Consider the following 25,216-nt stretch of genomic DNA (forward strand, 5'->3'; position numbering starts at 1 on the left):
ATCCGCTGTATTATTTTATAAACCTACAGCATTTCCATCTCGTTCTACTCTATATTTTTGTCCGGGTTCGGTCATTACATCATATTCATAAACCTTGTACAAAGTAGGATATTGCGGATTTATGTCTTTCGAAACCAATGGAGTTTTGATCGTTGCTTCTTTATAAAGAGGATTCGGATTTTGACCTTCTGCTTCTTTCAAGCCAGCACCACGTAATGGGACATACGAACGTAAACGTAAATTTCCTCCTAAACGGGAATGAATCGTAGCTTTATTCAGTTGTATGCCATCCCACTCCATATCTACCACAAAACCTCCACGAGCAACCAATCCCTGTACCTTTCCTTTTGCCCAAACATCTGGTAAAGCGGGTAGCAAATGTACTGCCCCATCATGACTTTGGAGTAGCATCTCTGCAACTCCGGCAGTATATCCAAAATTACCATCAATCTGAAAAGGCGGATGAGCATCGAATAGATTAGGATAAGTACGACCCTGCGGATATTCTTTCGTTGAATTATCATCAGGCAACAACTTCAACAGATTGCTAATCATGCGGAAAGCATGATTTCCATCCAGCAACCTCGCCCAAAGATTGATTTTCCAACCAATAGACCACCCCGTTGCTTCATCTCCCCGTTGCAGTAATGTATTCTTAGCGGCCTGAAAAAGAAGAGGATGCGAATAGGGAGAAATTTGATTACTTGGAAACAATCCATACACATGGGATATATGTCGATGATGATCTTTCGGATTATCCACATCTTCAAGCCATTCCTGTAATTGATTGTACTTACCTATTTGCATAGGAGCCAGACGATCAAGCATTGATTTTAAGGAATCCTGATAAGCGACTGAAGTTTTCAGTATTTTAGAAGCTTCCAACGCATTGCTCAATACATCAAATATAATCTGATTATCCATCGTACAACCGGCAACAATAGTAGAAACCTTTTGTGTATCCTCTCCGCCCGGTCCGTGTTCCGGTGACATCGAAGGCGTGCTTACCATCCAGCCATACTGCGGATGTTTTACTAAAAATGTAAGATAAAAATCTGCAGCACCCTTCAAAACAGAATATACTTCAGCTAAAAACGCCTGATTACCTGTGTATAAATAATGTTGCCATAAATGAGTTGTCAACCAAGCTCCACCATTCGGCCATGTACCATAAAAAGCACTATCTACCGGACCTGTAACACGCCAAAGGTCTGTATTATGATGAGCTACCCAACCTTTTGCACCATACATGGTACGCGCTGTTTCCTGTCCGGTCACAGCCAGCTCCTTCACCATTTCAAATAAAGGTTGGTGTGTTTCACTCAAATTTGTGACTTCAGCAGGCCAGTAGTTCATTTCTGTATTAATATTGATCGTGTATTTTCCATCCCAGGGAGCTAGTAATTTATTATTCCATATCCCTTGTAAATTGGCAGGTTGTCCACCCGGTTGTGAGGAAGAGATCAACAGGTAACGGCCAAATTGAAACATCAATGCCGCTAAAGAAACATCCTTGCCCTCATTAAAGTGGGCAATGCGTTCTGTAGTCTCCCACCCCGTTGCCTTACTTGTTCCCAAATCCAATTTCACACGGTCGAACTGTTTTTTATAGAATGCAGTATGTTCAGCCAAAGCTTTTTCATAGGGATGTTCCATTGCAGCTTTCAGATAATTTGCAGCTCTCTTACTTTCATCAGCCTTTACACTCTGATAATTTACAAAGTTGGTAGCGACTGAAATATATAGAGTGGCAGTTGTTGCGCCTTCCACCATAATCTGCAGATTTTCCACTGTCATTTTTCCTCCTTCCACATCTGCCTGTGTCTGCGTCTCCATACGAATAGCTCCCTCAACACCCTCATGGGACTGTCCATTTCCTGTTAGTATCAGCTTTTTTCCTTTCCGCATTACCTTGTGATCCAAGGGGGATTCATAGCTTGCTGTAAAACTCAATTTTCCAGGTTGGTCTGTTGTCAAACGAACAATAACCACATTATCAACAAAAGAAGTAAACACCTCACGTTGAAAGGTAACCCCATCCACTTCATATCGGGTAGTTGCCACAGCACGCTCAATATCCAAATCACGATAATAGTTTGTCACCCGTTCATGCCCCGGACTACTGATAATCAGACTTCCTATGGTCTGATATGGCATCCCGTTTTTTCCACTATAGAATGTCTTTTGAATAAGTTGCTGTGCATCTGCATTTCTATTTTCAAATATCAGGGCACGTACTTCTTCCAAATGATCCAAAGCCTCGGGGTTATCATTCCGATAAGGACTACCTCCCCATACAGTTTCTTCATTTAACTGTAATTCTTCACGGGCCGTTCCTCCGTAAACCATCACTCCCATCCGGGAGTTACCCAATGGCAGAGCTTCCACCCACGTTTTTGCCGGTTGTTTGTACCAAAGTTTCAGATCATTCGCTCTTATTGCCAAAGAGCAAGACAATAAAATGCTTATCAGAAATACATGTTTCCCCATCATATTATAATTTATATAGTACAATCGAACTTCTGGGTTTTACTTCCAAAACCTTTTCTTTCACAATTCTTTTATCATTGGTCAATTCGATGACTTTTTTACCTTCCGGCACTTCCAGTTCGAATATTTTATCGGTAGTAGTATTCATGCCGATCACATAGTTACCATACTGCATTTTATAAAAATCAGCTTTCCCGGCATAAGGGTTCTCATCTCCAGGCTTGAAAGAGATTCCATCGGGAATCTTTGCAATAGGCAATACTTCGCCCTCATGTGCTGACTGAATCCCCGGATACCATTCGCGAGTTGGCAACCATTCCAAATTTGTACGATTGGAGCGTGTATATGTCATCCCGCTGGGAGTATATTCCGATTCTATACAAATAGTAGAAATGCGGTCTATGACAGGAGTTATGTAATGTACTTTTGCCAAGTTATTGATTCCCATACGTGCCCGCCAATAGAGCGAAGTAAATAAAACTTCATCACCATGCTTCAATGCTATAACTCCGTCCTCCTCATCACTGAAAACGAAATCAGGCATTCCTTGTGAAGTCGGCAATCTATAAGAAACAGGAGATTGTCCTGCAATCAACTCATACTCATCAGGCACATGGAGATAACTCTGAATAACACGAATACCACTAAAACTTTTTATTTTAGTTCTTAATTGATTAAAATACTGGTTATCATCTAACATTTGTTGAGAAATACCAATTGCCCGAGGGTGTAAAGTGGCCGCTGCCGTCATAAATGGGCTGACTCCCCAACCTTGTGTACGGTCAATATAAGTAATATCACCTGGATAATGATAACCATCACGCCATCCTACCACAGCTTCTGCACGCATACATCTATATCCATCTTCATCCAAAGCCTGATAACGGAAAAAATTGCGGGCATCCATCATCTTTATCAGTTGATTATATATTTTGGCATCACCCGTTCCCTGGGTTCCTGGTATGCAGGTTGCATCGTATATAGCAATAATCCAATCCAGCACCTCACCATAATATCCTGTAAAGCCCAGTTCTTTAGTCAGTCCTTTCTCCGTCAGCTGCCAATAGTTATCTCCTAACATTTTTTCCGGTCCATTCGCAGTCTCACGCCCCATCCAAGGTGCCAGGGCCAAAGACTCATACAGGTATTTCAATGTTTGGTATTCAGGCAAAGCCTTATCTGCATCAAGTAGCATTTGCGCTCTATTACATTCATAAACCGCCAGATCAATAATCATCGATTGATTCGTATAATGGCGACGGTGAGTGATGCCATAATTACAGGACTTATCCATTAACTCGGACCAAGCCGCTCTTCTTGTTGTACCCGACAAGGAAACATCCAAATTCGTTTTCAGCTCATTCCATAATTTACGGATGCTACGCGCCAACATAGCCGTAGTCATCCAATCTCCATTATACACTCCCGGATCAGAGTAAATGATAGCCGGATTTTCCAGAAACTTCTGATAGTGAGCATCAATGCCTTCAGTGACTTTCTTTATTACTTCTGCATTCTGAAAAGCAGGAGTCCATTTTACAGAATATGCATCTGCAATAAACCAAATCTCCTGTTGATTCAGAGGTTGTTTCTTTTTCATGATACGGTTCATTTCATCAATAACAATTTGTTTCACCGTATCCATTAGTAGTATACCCGGTTGAGGGCGTACAGGTGCAGAAGCTATATCACAAGCTCCCTGTTTTTCATTCTTATCCGGAACAAAGCACGTCTCTTCATGAGTATATGCCTTATAAAAACCGATAGTCGGCATAGTCATATTCTTTTGATAAGATTCAAACGTATTGCCATAGTCCCAGATTGGACCATACGAACGCATTTCCAATAATACTTCCTTCTTTCCATCCGTATATTTACGGGGTAAGGGAAGTGTATAATAATAAAAACGTTCATAAAAAGGCTTTTGACCATTGCCACGATGCAATAAGTCTATATCCCCCAAATGACGATAACCAATTTGTTTCCCTTCAATAAACAGAAGAATGAGTGTTTCATCACTTTCCGATCCCCAACAACGTACTGTAAAATAGTTTTGCTTATCAGGGCTTACTTTCATCTTAAAGTTAATGGAACCTCCCCGCCAATCGGGATTCTCACCAGGCAACATACGCCGGGCAGATTCCCCCATACCACCGATATATGCTTCCGATAAAGAATCTCTTAGTTCGTGTTTCTTCTCACTCTGTTTATTACCAAAGATTAAAACATCTTTAGCATAAACACCCAACTGACAAAAACAAAAGAGTATAAACAGCAATTTCTTCATAATATTATGTATATTCCAATATATTTGAAACTTACAAAGGGCAAAAATAAAGTTTTTTACGACTTAGTTCTTTGCCCTTCTCTTAAAACAATGAATTTTAATCAATAAATTCTCAAAAATCATCCTTAATAAGGAAGAAATAAAGAATTATTTAGCATAAAGCAATGAGCCCCAACCAAAGATATCAAAGCCACCAGAATCAGGGCCGTAATCACCTGCACCACCATCACAATTACCACGGGAAGCATTCTGCCTCATTGCATCACGAAACAACGTACTGTAAATAGCTGATTGACCAGCATCCTCGGCCATACGGCAAACTAACTCCCATGAAGGATTCACAGCTCCACGAGTATCATTGCCATTCTGCTTTTCTTCATACGAAAGTTCCGGCCATTTTGCATTGGTATTCGTATTGGTACACTTTTCAAGTGTTTCATAAGGAACCTGACTTGCCGCATATTTGAAACCTTGCATCACCCAGCCTTTATTATCTGTACCCGGTGCTTCCGACTCTCCAACATTGTACTTGGCATAATATTCGAACATAGAGAGTGCCCGATAATTATCATAAGCTAGTAAATCCTCACCAACATTGGCTGCCATTTTACAAAAAATGGCCAACATACCTACACAAAGAGCTGTATGTCCCTGGTCGCGTCCGGACTCCTGGCACTGTCCAAGCATTTCAGAACTGTCAGGATCAGAATGAACGAAAGGAATACCATTTAAATAGAAACCACTTCCGGAACCTAAATACTTGTAATAATTCAGAGCTTCGTTAATTTTAGCATTATCATCAGTCAAGATACCTATAGCAAGTATTGCCGTCATATTAGCTAAATCCCAGTTAAACCATGAATGTACTGGACATGCTTCTCCTTTATGTGCAATAAAAGAAGTATTATGAGGATAAAAGACCTCAACCATCCATGTCTTAAACTTGTCAAAGTCAGCACTTGACCACCCGTCATAGTCACGCATCAGTTCTGCAGCATTTGCAATTTGATAGATTTCCAAAGCTATTAGATTCTCATTGGGATCGATGAATTCCCCAGCCTTATTTGTCACATAGCCTTTACAAGTACTGACCCATGCATTCAGTATTTTGATAGATGTTGCAGCATAAGCCGTTTCACCAGTGATTTTCCATAATATAGCTTGTGCCAAGGCAGCTGCACAGTCACGTGAGAAGTTCATATAATTAGCATGTATACCTTCATAAAAATCATCTTTATTGAAACCTGTTTCAACCCAACGTTCATTCCATTTCCCCCAGTTTGTAGCATCCAGACGCGCCAAGTACTTCACGGGACTGGGTGAATAAGTTGTTTTCACAAATTCATTGCCACTGCGAGTCATCCAATTGAATGTTGTTTTTTGGATATTGCTTTCCCCTTTCGCCCGTTGTCCTTTGATATAATCAAAGTCTGCATTTGTCAATAGCATACAAGGATGTTGTAAACCATCACCGACATAATCAGTATCATCACCACCTGCAGTATCCGGAGTCAAATCAACTACTCCGAATTTATTCTCGTGGCAGGATGCGAGCATTACCAGAAGTAGTGCCGCAGATAGTAAGTTCTTTAATATATTCCGCTTCATAATATTTCCTTTTTATTCTTCATTAGCATCATAATATTCTTTAATAGCTTCCAGACTATCAAATGTACCCATCCAATATATATCATAAGTTTGTTCAGATACACCCGTCAAATCCGCTACTACTATATCCAAATTCTTTAGATCCACCAAACCGGTAGCAGCATCCGTGCCCTCAAGTAAAGTTGCATGATTAAGTTCATAAACATATACTTTAGGCTGACCATCCCATTTCACATCAACAAGTGATGGAGTACTGCCGCTCATGTCCAGTTCTTTGGAGAAGTTCTGATGCCCTAAATTGGCCACAGTTGTCGGAGTTATATTAAGAGCCAACTTATTGTATCTCCAACCATCCGGAGTACCCGGTTTACAGCTACTGTAGCCATTCTCTTCATCGTAATAATAGGGACGTCGCATTTTCATTGCAAAATACTTATACTTGGCGGTGCTTAGATAATACCCTCCTACACCATTCGTAGAAGCCAAAGCTATATCCTGCCTACCACTAGCCGATAAATCAAAATGTATATATTTATCATATTGATGATAAGTAGTACCATTTTGCCATTGCATTACAAATGGAGCTAGTCCATCACCAAAATTATAGAGTAAACGTCCGCCGTCTGTTGTAACTTCAGCTGTTCCAAGTTTATTGCCATTACGATCAGAAGCTACTAGTTCAATTGTATGTCCAGTCATTTTCATTACCGCTGTTGTACCTGTATATTTCACAGTCATTACACCATTACCATCTACACTAATCAAGCCATCGGTGTCACTCCACTCAATCATAGAGAAAGTAGCATATTCAGGTTCCATTTTCACATACTTTTTCAGATTTATCTTCTGTCCATAGGCAAGATGTTGCAAATCTTCCGTATTTATAAACGAAACTGAAGAAGGAGCAGTACCACTCAACACATTGAAGGTCTTTGAATCAGAGACACTTCCATCCATAGAAGTAGCAGTTATAGTTACATCTCCATATTTTAAGAAAGAAACCTTTCCATTTAAATCAACAGTAGCTGTTTCGCTGTCAGAAGTCGACCATTTCACCGTTTTATAAGTAGACGTTGCGGGCAATAATGCAAAATTAAGCTGTAATACATCTCCCTCATAATATTCATCACGTTCTTCATAATTAATAGTAACAGATGAAACCGGAACCAATTCATCCGAGACCAATACTTTCAGAGTTCCAGCTATTCCACTACCACTAAAAAAAACTGCCGGATGTACAGTAATAATAGAATAACCAGTTCCTGCTCCACTTACAGCCGTAACAAAACCATTCTCATCTACTGTAGCCACATCTGCATTACTCGATTCCCAAACTATATCCCGATAAGTAGCATCATCGGACATGGAATATTCTAATGTAGCAGTATTTCCTTTCAACATTGGCAATGTTTTCGCCCCTGTGGCATCTGTATAAATGTACTCTTGCAAATCATCAGGAACCTCTAAGGAAACATAAGTAGGATAGACAATCTCAGTCACATCTGATGAAATATCATCATCACCACAAGAACTTATTATTGGCAAAATGGTTACTACTAACAGGTAAACAAGTCCATATCTTAATATCTTTTTCATAACAGTTTTCTTTTTAATTAAACATTTAATTTCCCCATCCCGGATTTTGCTCCAATTGAGGATTCAACTGTAACTGATCGGAAGGTAATGGATATAAATAATTCTTATCCTGCCAAGTGCGACCTGAATACAAAACCAAGCATCCCTCGCTTAAAGTATTAGTAATTTTAGACCAGTTTGTCTCAAACCAAGTATCTATGTACTTCACACCGAGCTGTACTTGAGGCATTTCTGTAGAAGCTACATACCAACGTTTTAAATCATCAATACGGAATCCCTCCAAAATTAACTCAATCGCACGTTCACGACGTATTTCCTCTCTCATACTCAAGCCGTTAGTAGCTACCAAATTGGTACTTAATCCCGGCATATCTGGATTGGAACGCCAACGCACCAAATTTAACGAATTATTCAAAGCCTCATCTAAATCAGTACCTGTGATACCCAATTCATATACCGCTTCAGCATAATTCAACAAAACTTCCGCATAGCGAATAACAGGATAATCCATAGTCTCATAGTAATCACTGACACTACGTTCAACAGCCCATTTATGATTTTGATAACCACTACCTTTGCAAATCCAATTGTTGTTGGCTATTATACACTTAGCCAAATCATTGTCATCCCAAGAGTTTCGAGGAGCTGTCTTATTATCCCAATACTTTTCTCCATAAACCATAAATGTATTTTCCATTCGATTATCACGGTTCTTAAACTCATCAACCGGGCTCGCATATCCTTTGAACAATTCAGTCGAAGCTACATTATCAATAGGTAAACCATTAGTACATAAATACATATTAGCCAGCTTACGTGTCAGATGCACTGCATTTCCAAACATAGCATGAGTTATATTCACACTTAACTGGTCACCGTCACGATGACGACGAGAGAGAATATATTCTGTATTATCCGATTTAGTAAGACCCGCAGGATTACATTTCACATCTTCCAAAATAAACATATAACGATAGCTTTCCGTTCCTAGAGTCGAATTGTAGAACAGCCGATACTGTCTGCTTTCAATAACTTTCCAAGCTGCTTCTTTCGCAATAGTAAGCAGAGCGCTACTACGTTCAGTATTAACCGTAGCCGATGTGCCACCGGTATGGAACTTTTGCCAAGTTCCTTCATATAATGCAACACGAGATAACATAGCATAAGCCGCATATTTTGTTAACCGTCCTTTTTCTGTAACAGTTTCAGGTAATCCATTCATGGCCGCATCCTGCAGATCCTTGATAATCTGATCAATTACAACACTACGATTATCACGTGCTTTATATAATTCCCCCGAATTTAAATCTAAAGGTTTCGTAACCAAAATGACATCACCATATATCTGTACCAATTCAAAATATAAATAAGCACGAAAGAACTTAGCTTCTGCTACCGATACTGCAATTGCAGCCTGATCAGCAAAAGATTGAGCTTTTTCCAATAATAAATTAGTATAATAGATACGCTGATATAAAGCTGTATAATTTTTATCTTCACCAGGAATAGTATTTGTTCCCTGACTATACACATTAAGCGTAGAAGTAGCTATCAAATCCGAGCGAAAATCACTATGAGGTCCATCATTGACTCCATTACCATACGTGTCGTCTGTTGATAATTGAAAATCACGTGTCCATGAATAGAACTGATTGGCAAACAACTGAAAATTATCAGCTTTTTCCCATGCCAAATTATCACCTACACTAGCCAGTGGATTCAAATCCAAACATGAACTCATAAACAAGCTTGCAACCGACAAAAAAGCTGTTGTTATATAATGTTTCTTTTTCATATCCGTTATTTTAGAAAGTTAAGTTTGCACCAAAAGTTATATTACGGGTAAAAGGATAACGTGCCGTACCCGAAGCATCACGTTTAGCTTCCGGGTCCCATCCATCAGTTATTTTGACTTTTTCCCATAAGTCAGCTCCCGTTACATAAAAGCGCACTCCTGAAAGGAATTTGACTTTATTCAACAGATTAGTTGGAAAAGTATAACCTATAGTTACATTCTTCAATCGCAGATAACGTCCATCTTGTGCAGTCAAAGAAGATGCTTGATAATTATACTTATTTATATTTCCATCTGCCGAATAAGGTGCATAATATGCGCTAGCATTATCCGGACTCCACGTATTCCCAATCGAAGCAGTAGTAGAGTTCTGATATCTAGCATTAAAAGGTTTTGTCCAATTACCATCATCACGATAAACAAAACGATTGGCTACACCTTGAAAAATAAAATTTATATCAACCCCCTTGTATGAAGCTCCAAAATTGAATGAATATGAAATTTCCGGTGTATCACTTCCCAAATAAATATAATCTTTCTCATCCAATATTCCATCACCATTCTCATCACAATACATATTATCACCTACACGCAAATTGCTTGGCATATTAATACCATTGTTATTATTATATTTCTCCAAATAAGCTGCCAATTGTTCTTCATTCTGTATCTTTCCACCATAACGAAGGCCAAATATCGAATTCAATGGATAACCTTGTTGTTTAGATGTATATCCGGAATTCAACACAGTAACTCCCCCATTATCTACCAATTTATTGCGTGCAAAAGAGATTGTTCCACCAACATGATAATCAACTTCACCTATTTTATCATTATAGTTGAGTTGCCCGTCAAATCCATAATTCTTAAACTTCCCACTATTTGAACTAGGAGCTTTATCACCAAGTATACCCGGATAAGTAATTTGAATTAACATATTATTATTGCGTTTCAAAAAGACATCCATACTACCAGTCAACTTCCCATTCAGAAAACCAAAGTCCAACCCCACATTATAGTTTTTTATGCGTTCCCAAGTACGTGTGGTAGATGCCATGGTACCTGAAGTCTTCATAAATGAAACTTTATCAGCAGCAAGATATGCTCCTGTATTAGTCTGTAGAGAATATAATTGTACTCCATCATAGTTACCGATACCACTTTGATTACCCACCTCTGCATAAGAAAGACGGAGTTTCAAATCACTCAACCAATCAGCATCCTGTAAAAACGTTTCTTGCTTCAAACGCCATCCAAGAGAACCACCCCAAAAGAAATTCCAACGATTTTCTTTTAAGAACTTAGATGATCCATCATAACGTCCCTGTAGTTCAAGTAAATAACGTCCATCATAATCATAATTAAAACGACCAAAATAGGAAAGAATAGCGTATTGATATTTGTCTAAAGACTCATTATTTCCAGCACCACTTAATGTAACTTCACCAGAACCATTAACTATTTCAAGCCCCTCTTGAATATCCTTAACTTTCACTCCCCATGTTTTATATTCATTAAATTCATATTGTGTACCCAATGTCAAACTCAAGTCATGTTTCCCAAATGCCTTATGTCCGTTCAAGTAAGCAGAGAATGAATAAAAATCGGTCTTGGAGGTAGTTTGTCTATAAAAAGAATTTTCTTGGGCAGGCCACGTCTGCTGTTCTTCGGTTTCCAAGTAATTATAATACGTTATTGCCTTCTGTACTACATCACGGGTAGCCTGACTGGAATTATATCCTAGATTTGCATTTGCTGTCAACCAACTATTAATCGTATAATTTAAAGTTTCGCTTATGCCTATTGCCGAAACCGAAAGTTTATTTTCACCACCATCAGTCACCTTAGCCAAAGGGGAAGCATTGCTTTCGCCACTACCCCATTGATAAGGTTTGCCATTTATAGCTGCTAACGGAACTCCTGGCTGAATAAGACTTGCCGACAATGCTGCATCAATCCGGGTTGGCGCAACTTGTTCCTGCCGATTATATGAAATAGAAGAGTCCAAAGTTAATTTCTTTGTCAATTTAAAAGTATTATTCATGCGGAAATTGTAACGTTGATTATTATTCTCTCCATACTTCAACGTTGATCCATCATACAAATAACCTAGCGAAATACGAAATGACGAACGTTCTGTCCCCCCTGTAATGCTCAAGTTATGTTCCGTAGACCAAGTATTGCCAAACAAAGAACCAAGCCAATCGACATTATCATCAAATACATAGTCGGCAACATCTGTAAATCCCAAAAAATTAGAGCTATTATTCTGAAGGTAATGACCTTTGAAGGCCTTTGCAAATTGGGCATAGGCATAAAAAGCATCATGATTAAGATTATCATTATGATAGGTTGCCATAAGTCCGTCCGCCCACTGTTCCAGACTCATCATTTCAGGCATTAATCCTACAGCTTTCAAAGTAGCAGTGGCATTATAATCTACTTTCGTTTTTCCTTCCTTACCTTTTTTAGTAGTTACCAGAACAACTCCTCCAGCCGCACGAGAACCATAAATAGCTGCAGCACCATCTTTCAAAAAATTAATAGATTCAATATCATTCGAATTCAACAAACGAAGATCATTCGTACTGGTATATGCTACACCATCAATTATAATCAAAGGGTCAGTAGAATTCACTGATACAGAGCCTCGAAGACTCATTCCCCAACTTTCATCACCTGGTGCTGAAGACGAACGAGTAATCATAACACCAGGAACCTGTCCCTGCAAGGCTTGCAAAGGGCTGGACATATTACCTTTTTCAATGAAAGCCTTTGAATTCACGACTGTTACCGCTCCCGTTAACGATTCTTTCTTTTGTGTACCAAAACCTACAACAACTACTTCATCCAGCACTTCTGTGCTTTCTTTCAAAACGATATTCAATACATTCTGACTACCTACCGTTACTTCTTGATCGGCATACCCGATATAGCTGAATTTCAACTTAGCAGCACTCGGAACATCAATACTATAATTACCATCAATATCCGTTATCGTACCTCCCGTTTGTCCTATTACAGCTACATTTACACCAATTAAAGGTTCGCCTGCTCCGTCAGTAACTTTACCTTTCACTTTTTTCTGCACCTGAACTACAATCTGACTGTCATTCACAGATGCATTTACCCATAAATCCGGTAGTGGGAATAATCCCAACACCAATCCTAACGCAAGAATCACTTTCTTGTTAGGCCTTAAATCATTCATTAATCCTTTTCGGTTTTTCATAAGTTTGAATATGATAGTTCTAAAAAAGCATTTTTGCACTATTCTCCAAAATAAACTCAGGCTTTAAAAGGCCTTCTTTCTTTTTCGTTCCTATTTCCATAAGCATTAAATATTAAGTAATATGATTAAACGCAATCCTTTAAATATGCCCGCATTTCTTTGCGACCGATAAACAAATGATTTTCGATTGTACGACGAGAAAGTTGTAATTCTTTTGAAATATCGTCCAAAGATTTATTCTCGAAACGACTCATTTTATAAATGATACACCGCTGAGGAGGAAGTAAAGTCAGACAATGTTGTTCATGCATCGCGATGTCGTTCGTAATAAGACGGCTATCAGTATCATTAACTGACGTAACCGCAAAGTCATAAATATAAGAAGTAACTTCCTGCTTCTTATAATAATGACGTAAATAATCGGTCAACAGATTACGGGCAATCGTGAAAATAAAAAAGCGGACTGTGTCTTCACGAAGAATTTGCTTGTAATCTATCAAACGAAGGAAGACATCTTGAGATATATCCTCTGCGTCTTCTTTGCTATTTATTTTACAATAAATATACAAATATACCGATTGACGATAACTCATATAAGAGTCGATTATCAACTGATTATTTTTCATGGTAGTGTCCTTCATATCTAACTTTCTTTTGAGTTTGATGACTGCAAATATAGACACCACAAAAAAGAAAACCATAAGAAAATTGAAGCGATAAAGACCATCCTATAAAAATGCACCAACAATCAGAATAGTTACTTATAAATCAGCATATTACGCAAAGCCCATAAGGGGTACCAAATTATAATTTGGTACCCTCATTACTCTTTTTCAAAGCATTGACTACCGATTATTCATTAGTCTTTCCGATACTCCGAACGTATTCATTAGGAGTAACACCTTCTACCCTCTTGAAGTTACGGAAGAAAGATGTTTTTGAATTAAAGCCACACAATTCTGATAGAGCCTCCAATGTGTATTTCGAATACTCATCCTGTCCTACTAATGACTTAAATTCTTCTACACGACAGTTATTAATATAATCATTGTATTTACAATTCATATAATAATTAAATAAATAGGACAGATTATGAAGAGACATACCCATTACTTCTGCCAGATCACCAATTTTCAAATCCGGATTCTTGTACAACTTTTCTTTAGACATCAGCCTTTCTAATTTTTCTTTTAGAAGACTACATTCTTCATCGCTTAATTTATTCGTTTTATATTTTTCCTCATAAACAGGCTTGTCATTATGCTGTTTCCTTTCTTCCGGAATATCAATAACTGGCAGCTCCTGTACAATTCCTCTTTTCTTATTTCTTTGTCTATAATAAACAAAGCCACCTAATAATACAATAACCACTAATCCTGCAATACTCCACACCCCTACAGATGAAGCTACACGAACCTGCATGGTTATTTCAGATTCATAATCATTCATGCGGCGCACTTTAAAATTAAACTTACCCGAATGCAGATTATAATAGGTTATTTCAGATTGTCCGGTCAAAGTTTTCCAATCTTGGTCTATCCCTTCCAACTTATATTCATAAGAGATAAAAGTAGGAGACGTATAACTGAAGTCAGATAAACAAAAAGTCACATTCTTTTGAGAAGCATCCAGCTTTACTTCAAACACCCCACTATTTTGATGCACAGCAGAACTCTCAATAGACTTTCCATTCACTAATATATCAGTGATCCGAACAGGATAAGGTAATTTCTTAACTTTAGATTTCCTTGTCATATCCCAATAAAGCAATCCTTTCGAATTACCAAACCAAAGTCTATCATTTTCTTTCACTGGCGGACAATTAATAAATATGGGACTCGGAATACCATCAACGAATGCATAAGGTATAAAAGTCCCTTTTTTATCATGACGGAACAGACCATTGCTTGTCCCAATCCATATCCACTTATCATTATCTTCTATCACGAACATACAATCTTTCCCTTCTAAAGGATTGGTGGGAGGCAGATGCCGGAGTTTCTTCATAGATAAATCTGATATGAATAAAGGTCCTTTATCGGGAGAGAAATAAAGATTATGATCTGAATCTTCATATATATTTCTGATTTTCGCTTTATGAATAAACTCTTCAGGAAAAATATCTGTCCGCAATGTCTTGGAAGAAGAATCCCAAATACACAAACCATTCTCCGTTCCCATCCAGCCCTTATGAGTAGAATCAAAAAAGATGGTATATACATTATCATCCGGCAGTTTTGAGTTTGCCTTTGTAAAATGGGCAATCTGTTTACCATCTTTATAACAATAAACTCCTGCTGAAGTACCTATCCAAAGATTGTCTTCACCATCTTGCTTGATACAAAAAATATGTCCTTTTACAAAAGGAAATGACTCACCCGGTTCGAAATCGCGTATAGTCAGTGTTTCCGGATTAAGTATATACATCCCCCCGCCATAAGTACCCACATAATATTCTCCCTGATAATATAAAGTACAAAATATCATATTGGAACGTAACTGAGGCACATTAAAACTTTTGTAAATGCCTTTTCGTTCATTGATATAAAAAAGCCCATCCCGAGAACCGATCAATTTCTCACTCCCATGAATAGCAATCGTACGAACGGACATGTCACGGGAAGTAAAAAAGGGAGGATAAGCATACGTAGCAAAGAGACCATTCTGATAAAGAGTATAATCCAAACCTAACTGAAAAAAGCCAACCCAAATGACTCCTTCCCGATCCACCAGTACAGAATAGACTGAATTAGAACGTATTGATTCTTCATTCCCCACTTCATGACGTATGGAACGAACTATTTTCTTATCCTCTGTGGAGATAAAATGTACTCCATTTCCATCCGTTCCCACATAAAGTAACTTTTTACCTTCATCACCGGATAAAGAAGAAATAACATTGCATCCTACATCAACAAAATTCTCTGATTTTTCTGTACGAATATCAAAACTGATAATCCCCTGCCCCATCGTTCCCAAATAAATCATAGAATCCATGTAAACTATATTATGAAAAGCACAGGAATGTTCACCTTCCAAGAGATAACGGGATATTACTTCCTTCCCATTGACAAATCGCAATGAGTAGAGTCCTTTTTTGGTTGCCATCCACACGGTACCATCTTTCCCCTGCGTCAATCCAGTTATCACATTGGCTTCCGACAACAAATTAGTATCCAACAGAATCTGCTGAAATCCCCCATCTTTATAGATGTATAGGCCTTCACCGGAACCAATATATAAAGTTCCTTTTCCATCGTGCAGTAGTGAATAAGCAGGTGCAATCAGCATCTCACGGGCAACAGGTTCAAATGTATCCTTATCTTTGTTTAACCGCCAGAGTCCCATATTATTCCCCATCCACACATCATTACCCGGCATTTCGACAATAGCATTCACACGTTTAGATTTTCCGCCAGCATCAATAATCGGATAATGTTTAATATGAATACCGTCAAAACGTTCCAACGAATTTTCTGTGCCCAACCATACAAATCCCAGAGAATCTTTATAAATGACATTTACGATGAGTTCTGACAATCCCTCTGTAATGGATAGTCCACGAAATGTATAGGATTGTGAAGCAACAGTTATGCAAACAGACAAAAGGATACACGTTAAAATATATTTTAATATGTTTTTCATTTGGGCATGCATTTTCTTAAATCTGTAGATTATATGGAGCAAATATAACCAAAAAACCGTAAAAGCCTTTATTCAGGGCATACAAAAAAGATTTTAGCTGCCTGGAAAGAACCAAGTACAGCTAAAATCCATTATTATGCAGTTATTATTCTATGTATAAACGAACCGGCCCCAATAAACCTGATTCCAACAGGGGATCATCTTTATGATAATGTTTCCATGGCACAAATAATACTCGTTCCCGCTGATTGTATTCTCCTTTTAAGTACCATTCGGGGAACTTTTGCAAACTTCCATACTTGTCATATTCATATTTTTCAGGAAGATATTCATCACCAATCATCCGATTCGGATAAAGATTGGTTACTCTTACTACCACTTTATTCTCGCCGACTTTTAGTTTTTCTGTAATATCCGTCCAATAGGGAGCTTTCCATAATAATGCAAAATCAGAATCATTTACGCTTACTTCAGCTATATTTTCCAGTCGCCCCAAATTCAAGTTCAATCGCTTTCCTTTTACCATCTTCAACTCTTTGGATGTTAACATGAATTTCTTCACATAAGTGGCAGTACCAGAGAAATGCCTTACATTAAAATCCGGATGCTTATGCAAAGACTGTAAACTTGACAATGCAACTTCAGCAGGAGCTTTACTCCATTCCGGAAATTGCACAATCCACTCTCCATCTAAAAGTCTCCACATTGTCCCCTTATGTCGTGGTAAAGGTAGTCCCGCAATTACCATATTCTCAAAATCCTGTTCGGAGAGTACATAATCATATACTTCCGTCTTAGTCTGATCTCCTTCGAAGCTGGCAATATACTGTTCTTCTCCCATTGGCACATCTAATGATGGGCGACAATTATAGATAGACTTCTTACCGGTAGCTACACACTTCCCATTCAAATACAGACTAGGAACTCCTTCTTTATAGATCAACCCAACATGTGTCCATCCCTGGACAGGCTCTTTGCACTCTAACACCAACTGCCTGTTCTTATTACATTCATATACACTGACACCATTTTGTCCCATCGATATTCCAACTTGCGCCTGATTATCCTCCCCATAATCCGGATAAACAAGAAATCCTCGTCCCGCCATAGCAAAAGTTTCCGGCTTCGCCCATAGAGAAATAGTAAAGGTAGAATGAAAATCATATCCCTGTCCATAAGTTCTGTCACCATTCTTTGTATGAATTGTAGTCGGCTCCGGAATTATGTCGACAATCTCTGTTGACTTTCCTGTACCACTACGAAATACGACAAAAACAGAACCGCTTTCTTGCAGACAAAGATTAAACTTTGTCATTCCATCTTTCTCTTCATACATAACCGGAAGCCCGGTACTTCCTGTTTCAGGATTCCATAACTGCGGAACTTTCCCGGACACACGACAAGTTACTGTTAAATGTTCGGGACGACGGCGATGATTTGTTATAAAATAAACCTCATCTCCATTTACTCTCCTATGAATAAAATGAATCTGCGCATCCTTATTTTTTGCGATAAATGAGAAATCCGGTTGTATCTTTTCATGTTTCAGAAGAATATCCTCTAATTCACCTTGATGATAAACATATCCTTCTCCTAAAACAGTGGCATTCCATAATTCATTGGCCAAATTACGGACTTCTTTATCTTTCTGTGCATTCAGTCCCAAGTAGCCTATTGGTTTATTTCCCACTAACATTACTTTCATTCCCTGTTTCACCAATTCAATAATACGTTTCAATGTTTCAGGAGAAGTACGTTCCATCGGAGTTACTACTAATAAACTATAGTTCATGCCATCCGGTAAGACTATTCTTCCATTTTTCACGGACAAACGTTGTTGCAGCGCTTCCACCCCTGTTATGTCCCAACGGTAACCGTAGGGAGTGACAGGATAAGTCATATTATAATTGTTTACTCCAGCAGAAATGGCTTCATCTTTTAGGTAAAGCACATCCGCAACATATTTTCCTTGTTGCAGCATATAAGCACAACGTGCGTTATAGAGATTTAATGCCGCGAATTGTTCAGCCCAAGTAGAAGTGCGGTCTAAATGAGTACCGAAAGGTCCCATAGTCATCAGATTACCGGGTTGATTACCTGTATAAGGTTGATGCGTAGTAGCATGATAAACAAAGCGGTTTACCCCTGCTGTCATGATATAATCTCCCAGGGCTTTCATACCATAAGGATGTTCAGTAAACTTACTATTAAATGGTGTTCCCGTATAACATTCACAAGCAATCAATTGCCGGTCCCATATATGCCCGGTCGAAGAAGCCAGCATCGTTGTCGAAATATTCCCATATACATAGTGAGTCCAAAACTCACTCATGGGATAATCCTGCCGGGCAGCCATTTCAAGACTCTCAAAATTACCATCTCCGTAAGCCTCTCCGGCATATTTCAAGCCATAACGCCCTGCCCGTTCTTTGAAGTGTTCTACGTAATTCTCCAAAAACATATCTGTATGTGTACGCCGGAAGTCCCAAAGAAATCGTTCTGTATCGTTTACACTCCCCACAATACGTCCTGTCACAGCCAACAGATAAGGCATAATATCATAACCGCGTTTTTTCTTAAAATATGCAGGCAAGTCTTCTGTCCAGTTCTGCTTTCCCGCTTCCCAACTGTCTACCACCAGAGCCTCTAACGTAGTGCCGCACCATGGTTTCAGTATGTCTAACAAGGGATCTACAAATAAATCAAAATGTTTATCCAAGGCCTCTTTACTGAATTTATCACAATCCAGTCCGACACCACTTTCAGGAGCAGCAGCTACGACTTCCCCTGTCGTAGTATAACCAATACGTACAATTGTCCATTTACCTTTGGGAGCTTTCCATTTCAGATGTCCGCCAGCATCTATCTTATCTGTCAAATTAATAACTTGTCCAGGCCTTATGAATTCAGTCACCTTCTGCCGATTATCTTTCAATGAGACCGGTGCATTCACATAATTAATCTTTGCCGCATAATTCTCCAAACGAGGAGAAGAATGAAAATCTACTTCTGCTAAATTAGTTCCTCTATTAGTGGTTATACGGAAATAGCGGGCTTTTACAGGAGCAAAAGAGAGTGTACCGGGCGGGTCCATAGCACGCAGAGGCGGACAATTGAAATGTCCGATATTAGTAAAGTTTATTCCATCATCGGATACTTCCAGATTCAATTGGGGAGAATAGTCACGTGGTCCGTCATGAGGATCCAATGGTTCTTCACGCTCTCCCCGATAAACGGTGGCAGCCTGTGCCGTAAACGGTTCCCTCAACTCAATAAGAATACTCTGTTTATTCTCCATTCGAAATTGAGTATTCAGATTATTATCCGATAGTATCTCCTTATTGATTGTTTTCCCGTTCAAAGTAACCCTATGTACTAACGAATGAAATGATGTACCTTCAAAAGATAAAGAAGGGTATGCCAAAATAGCCGCATCCTTATAAAATTCCATTTTTGAAAGAGGTTGTGGAAGATCCACCTCCACCATTTCCTTTCGGTTAGTATCAACAAAAGTTTCTGTCCATACGAGTTGCTTCATAGAGCATTCTACGGGAATCCATGGCCCGCCCGTTCCGCTATATCCCGGCGAATTATGCATAGACAGACCAAGCCCCAATCGTTCGGCCTCTTTTACCGCATGCAAAACAGCCTGTTTCCATTGAGGAGAGTTATAATCCACCGAACCACGTGGAATACCTACTCCGGCTTCAAAAATCATAGCAGCGCCATAGTTGGCACGCTTCATATATTCGAGGTCTTTTGTTAACCCTTCCTCATTAATATTTCCATTCATCCATTCCCAATAGGTATTGGGGCGTGCATCACGGGGCGGATTCACAAAACTGGTTTCCGATACTTGCGCCATGGCATTGATCGTTACCCAAACAAAGCATAAACTTCCAATAATATATTTCATCATTCGTCCTTTTAAATACAATACGGATGATGAAATAATATACTCAATACAATAATATTTTTCTTAAAAGAGAATTAAATAGTACGATTGCATTACAACCGTAATCAAGAAACAAGATGCTTAAAATATCATATGAAAAACTCTCAATGCTAATACATTTATAATGCAATTACATTGAGAACTCTCAATATCTAACTTATTAGCGATTATTTGTTCTCAGCTTTCTGAGTATAAATCAAATCACCCCTTTGACTGATTGTCCATAAGCCGTCCACCAGTCGCACATTCTTTGTATCATCGTCTTCTACATTCCACGCATAGCCACCCGACGGCAAACTACGTCTTTCCAGTATTTCATTGGGTTGCTTATCCGAGAAGAAGAGTTCAGCACGTGTGGAATCGGGGCTGAAAACGATAAAAGCAGAAGTCTCGCCTCCGTTAACTGCCTCTGTACGAATACCTTTTTCAAATAAACGGATGCAGTCTTTTTGTACTTCACACCATACGTATCCAGCAGAACCGATACAAGCGTGCTCATCACGGTCACCGCCCAATCGGGGAGCCTGCGGATATTGAACCAATTTGGAAGCCTGCATTCCCGGTGTATATTTCCCTGCATAAAATACTTCCAATGTATCATTCAGAAGCAAACCGTCGACTTGTTCCTTGTTCGCATCCATCGTACTAAACGAAAGCGTATCATTCTTATCCGTAACAATGGATACCGTATTCATTGACGCATCGCAAACAATCCCTTTGGAGCTTTTCATCTCCGACGAGCAACTGCCCATAATACACAAAACTCCTAATGCCAATAACGCTGTTTTCATTTTTCTAAATTGTTAGTTGGTTTAAATCGGAAGCAAAGATACAGATTATATGGTACAAAGGAGTATTTTATCAACGAATGCTTTTTTAAAAGACTTTTTTTAAGTTATTTTGCGCGAAGAATATTACGAACTTATCAACTTATGGATTGGATTGGCCTTGATTTAACATTCCCTATCACCGACCCTACATGGATATTTCTCCTTGTACTCCTTATTATATTGTTTGCCCCTATCCTATTGAACAAACTGCGTATCCCGCATATTATAGGAATGATCCTGGCAGGACTGGCAATTGGCGAGCACGGCTTCAATATTCTGGCACGCGACAGCAGTTTCGAGCTATTCGGGAAAGTCGGCCTCTATTACATCATGTTTCTGGCAGGCCTTGAAATGAATATGGGAGATTTCAAGGAGACACGAAACAAAGCGTTAGTATTGGGATTACTGGCTTTTATCGTACCCATAGGAATAGGATTTGTGGCAAATGTATCGTACCTGAAATACAGTGTAATCACTTCCGTACTGCTGGCCAGTATGTACGCATCACATACCCTTGTAGCCTATCCCATTGTCACACGCTTTGGCGTATCACGCCATCGCAGCGTAAGTATCGCGGTAGGAGGAACTGCAGTGACGGACACACTCACACTGTTGGTTCTCGCCGTTGTAGGCGGACTATTCAAAGGGGAGACAGGTGGTCTGTTCTGGATTTGGCTGGTAATAAAAGTCATCTTTCTAGGTGCGTTTATTATCTACGTTTTTCCACGTGTCGGCCGCTGGTTTTTCCATCGGTACAATGATAATGTAATGCAATTCATTTTCGTCCTGGCTATGGTCTTTTTGGGAGCAGGACTGATGGAGTTCGTAGGTATGGAAGGGATTCTAGGGGCTTTCCTGGCAGGCTTGGTATTAAACCGGCTCATTCCGCACGTCTCCCCCTTAATGAATCATCTGGAATTTGTCGGCAATGCGCTTTTCATTCCTTATTTTCTTATCGGAGTGGGAATGTTGATTAACCTGCGCGTCATCTTCGGGCACGGAGATGCGCTGAAAGTGGCTGCCGTAATGATTATAATGGCTCTGACCGGCAAATGGATCGCTTGTTGGCTGACGCAGAAGATCTACAAGATGTCTGCTCTTGAGCGAAAGCTAATGTACGGGCTGAGTACCGCACAAGCGGCGGCTACATTGGCGGCCGTGCTGGTGGGATATAACATTATCCTGCCCGGAGGAGAACGCCTGCTGAATGACGATGTACTGAACGGAACGGTACTACTGATTCTGGTAACCTGTGTGGTAAGTTCGCTGATAACGGAACGGGCAGCCAAGAAGGTTGCCATAGACGACTCTGAACCGGAGAAAACCTCTTCGGCAACAGAAACGGAAAAGATCTTAGTGGCTCTTAACAATCCGAACACCATCGAAGATATGGTAAATCTTTCTTTAGTTATACGTGACCCGAAATTGAAAGATAATCTACTGGCAATCAATGTAATCAATGATGATAACACTTCCGACAATCTGAGAATGCGGAGCAAACGTTATCTGGAAAAAGCGGCTATGATGACGACAGCGGTCAACGTCCCGTTGAGACAAATTACCCGTTATGACTTGAATATCGCTTCCGGCATTATCCATTCCGCCAAAGAGAATGAGATAACAAGCATTATCACCGGGTTGCACCACAAGGCAAACATCACGGATTCATTTTTCGGTGTACTTGCCGAACACCTGCTGAAAGGATTGAACTGTGAGCTTATTATTTCCAAATTCCTGATACCGGTTCACACGCTTAAACGGATTGTCGTAGCCGTCCCACCGAAAGCAGAATATGAATCCGGCTTTCCCCGTTGGATGGAACATTTCTGCCGGATGGGAAGTACCCTCGGTTGCCGGGTACATTTCTTTGCAAATGAGAAGACAACCGCCCGCCTGCAAACATTGATAAAGAAAAAGCATAAACAGGTGCTGACCGATTTCTCTCTATTGGAAGATTGGAATGACTTGCTGGTATTAACAGGACAAGTAAGCTACGACCATTTATTAGTCATTATCAGCGCACGACCGGGAACTCTTTCTTACGACAGTTCTTTTGAGAAACTACCGAGACAACTTAGCAAATACTTCTCCAACAATAGCTTAATCGTATTATATCCTAACCAATCGGGAGAACCATTAGATACGTCATTCTTTTCTAAACTATACACTGATACCGAAACCCGGCATTATGAGAAGGTGGGCAAATGGTTTTACAGGTGGTTTAAGAAAGACTGATATATCATAGTGTTTCTCTTGTTAAATAATGATGAGACGACCACTTTCCATGAGAGTTACTTTGGAAATACATTAGCTTTTTATAATATGAACAAACATTTTTCGCAAAAATACGTAAGCAGTTACATAACTAGTTCTATTTATGGATAAACATCAGGAAATTTAGCTTATGCGCAAAGTGCTCCTTTGGATTTTTCCCAATATTTTGGGGAACTGCCAAAAGAACAACAAAGTACAACAAATTGCCGCTGTCGCATCGGATATTGCTTCAGCCGCATATACACCGGCTACCCCCATAAAGTGTGGCAATATCAATGCCAATGGGATCAGCAGAATTGCTTTGCGCAGCAAGGCTATGAAAATAGAAATTTTTGCTTGTCCCAAGGCTACAAACATATTTTGGCAGGCTCGTTGCAATCCGAAAATAGTCATACCACCCAAGAAAACAGGCATTGTCCAGCGGACTGTTTCTATCAGTCTTTCATCACTCGTAAAGGCGGAAGCTACTGTTGAGGGGAAAAGAATCATAAACAACATCAGCAGTAAGTTGAATGAGAACATGGTCATCAATGCGACACGGAAACAGTCTTTGACACGTTGTTTATCGCCGTGCCCATAATTATAACTCACAATAGGAACAAACCCTTGCGCAAATCCGGTTAATGGGACACTTGCGAATTGCATCGCACTTTGCAGAATGGTCAATGCGCTGACATAAATATCTCCAAAATCTTTCAGGCTGCTGTTCAGAACAAAGCCAACCAGGCTTTCGGTACTTGCCATAATAAACGGTGATACGCCCAAAGCAAATATAGAAAGTATTATCTTCCGGTTCAACGCCATATAACGTTTTTCCAAAGGGAGAGAGGCGTGTCGGGAGAAAAGGAAAGTTAAAACCCACACTGCACTACATGCCTGTGAAAGCACTGTAGCCAGAGCCGCGCCTTTTACTCCCATATCGAGTCCAAATATGAAAATCGGGTCGAGGACGATATTCAACAGTGCTCCTATTAATACCGAATACATGGCGATAGCAGGACGCCCTTGTGCATTGATAAAAGAATTTAATCCTGTGGATATTTCTACGAAGATAGTTCCTAATAAATAGATAGAAAGATAGTCGACCGCATACTCCAATGTATTTTCTGAAGCACCTGTAAAAAGTAGAATCGGCTCCATAAAGGTATATGCGATGAAAGAAGTAAACAAGGTGAATAGTATCAGCAGGATAAAACCATTACCCAGAATTTTTCCGGCACGTGAACGATTCCCCTGTCCAAGTGCGATAGCCGCTAACGGCGCACCGCCACCTCCTACTATCGCTGAAAAAGAAGAAATCAGTATAACAAGAGAAGTCGTTACTCCTACACCCGCCAATGCATCCGTACCAATCCCAGGAATATGACCAATATAAATACGGTCGACCATGCTATAAAGCAAATTAACAAACTGCGCTGCCACAGCCGGAAGTGCCATCTTAAAAACAAGCGGTAACATGCGCTCTGTCCCCAGTCGTTCTTCATATTTATTTATCATCCCAAAC

12 protein-coding genes are annotated in these 25,216 nt (G+C 39.5%); 1 reads left to right on the forward strand and 11 read right to left on the reverse strand.

Annotated features, from left to right (window positions below; translation table 11 throughout):
• Window positions 1–15: 15 nt before the first annotated feature.
• The 10 genes from ACNOGP_RS00975 to ACNOGP_RS01020 form a co-directional block, all read right to left on the reverse strand.
• Window positions 16–2,490 carry a glycosyl hydrolase family 95 catalytic domain-containing protein gene (locus ACNOGP_RS00975; RefSeq protein WP_418214794.1) on the reverse strand — a complete coding sequence of 825 codons (2,475 nt, stop codon included), beginning with the start codon at window positions 2,488–2,490 and terminating at the stop codon, window positions 16–18.
• A gap of 4 nt (window positions 2,491–2,494) precedes the next feature.
• Window positions 2,495–4,777: a hypothetical protein gene (locus ACNOGP_RS00980; RefSeq protein ID WP_418213854.1), complete on the reverse strand. Its 2,283-nt coding sequence runs from the start codon at window positions 4,775–4,777 to the stop codon at window positions 2,495–2,497.
• Between the two features lie 147 nt (window positions 4,778–4,924).
• On the reverse strand, window positions 4,925–6,385 hold the full coding sequence (locus tag ACNOGP_RS00985) for an alginate lyase family protein (RefSeq protein ID WP_418213855.1): 1,461 nt from the start codon (window positions 6,383–6,385) through the stop codon (window positions 4,925–4,927).
• Between the two features lie 12 nt (window positions 6,386–6,397).
• Window positions 6,398–7,981 carry an Ig-like domain-containing protein gene (locus tag ACNOGP_RS00990; protein WP_418213856.1) on the reverse strand — a complete coding sequence of 528 codons (1,584 nt, stop codon included), beginning with the start codon at window positions 7,979–7,981 and terminating at the stop codon, window positions 6,398–6,400.
• A 25-nt stretch (window positions 7,982–8,006) separates the two neighbouring features.
• Window positions 8,007–9,776, reverse strand: a complete 1,770-nt coding sequence (locus ACNOGP_RS00995; RefSeq protein WP_418213857.1) for a RagB/SusD family nutrient uptake outer membrane protein — start codon at window positions 9,774–9,776, stop codon at window positions 8,007–8,009.
• 10 nt (window positions 9,777–9,786) lie between these two features.
• Entirely contained in the window at window positions 9,787–13,008 is a 3,222-nt protein-coding gene (locus ACNOGP_RS01000; RefSeq protein ID WP_418213858.1) for a SusC/RagA family TonB-linked outer membrane protein, read from the reverse strand.
• A gap of 125 nt (window positions 13,009–13,133) precedes the next feature.
• Entirely contained in the window at window positions 13,134–13,649 is a 516-nt protein-coding gene (locus tag ACNOGP_RS01005) for a sigma-70 family RNA polymerase sigma factor (RefSeq protein WP_418213859.1), read from the reverse strand.
• Between the two features lie 211 nt (window positions 13,650–13,860).
• On the reverse strand, window positions 13,861–16,665 hold the full coding sequence (locus tag ACNOGP_RS01010) for a two-component regulator propeller domain-containing protein (RefSeq protein WP_418213860.1): 2,805 nt from the start codon (window positions 16,663–16,665) through the stop codon (window positions 13,861–13,863).
• 133 nt (window positions 16,666–16,798) lie between these two features.
• Window positions 16,799–20,572 (reverse strand): glycosyl hydrolase, encoded by a 3,774-nt coding sequence (locus tag ACNOGP_RS01015; protein WP_418213861.1) that lies wholly within the window; start codon window positions 20,570–20,572, stop codon window positions 16,799–16,801.
• A 203-nt stretch (window positions 20,573–20,775) separates the two neighbouring features.
• Window positions 20,776–21,399, reverse strand: coding sequence for a hypothetical protein (locus tag ACNOGP_RS01020; RefSeq protein ID WP_418213862.1), 624 nt, complete (start codon window positions 21,397–21,399; stop codon window positions 20,776–20,778).
• Between the two features lie 141 nt (window positions 21,400–21,540).
• Here ACNOGP_RS01020 and ACNOGP_RS01025 point away from each other — a divergent pair, with 141 nt between their 5' ends.
• Window positions 21,541–23,673 (forward strand): cation:proton antiporter, encoded by a 2,133-nt coding sequence (locus tag ACNOGP_RS01025; protein WP_418213863.1) that lies wholly within the window; start codon window positions 21,541–21,543, stop codon window positions 23,671–23,673.
• Between the two features lie 162 nt (window positions 23,674–23,835).
• Here the strand turns inward: ACNOGP_RS01025 and ACNOGP_RS01030 are convergent, their stop codons facing one another.
• Complete coding sequence (locus ACNOGP_RS01030) at window positions 23,836–25,209, reverse strand: MATE family efflux transporter (protein ID WP_418213864.1); 1,374 nt, start codon at window positions 25,207–25,209, stop codon at window positions 23,836–23,838.
• Window positions 25,210–25,216: the final 7 nt, after the last annotated feature.

The sequence above is a fragment of the Bacteroides difficilis genome (assembly GCF_048319815.1).
GTDB lineage: Bacteria > Bacteroidota > Bacteroidia > Bacteroidales > Bacteroidaceae > Bacteroides > Bacteroides zhangwenhongii.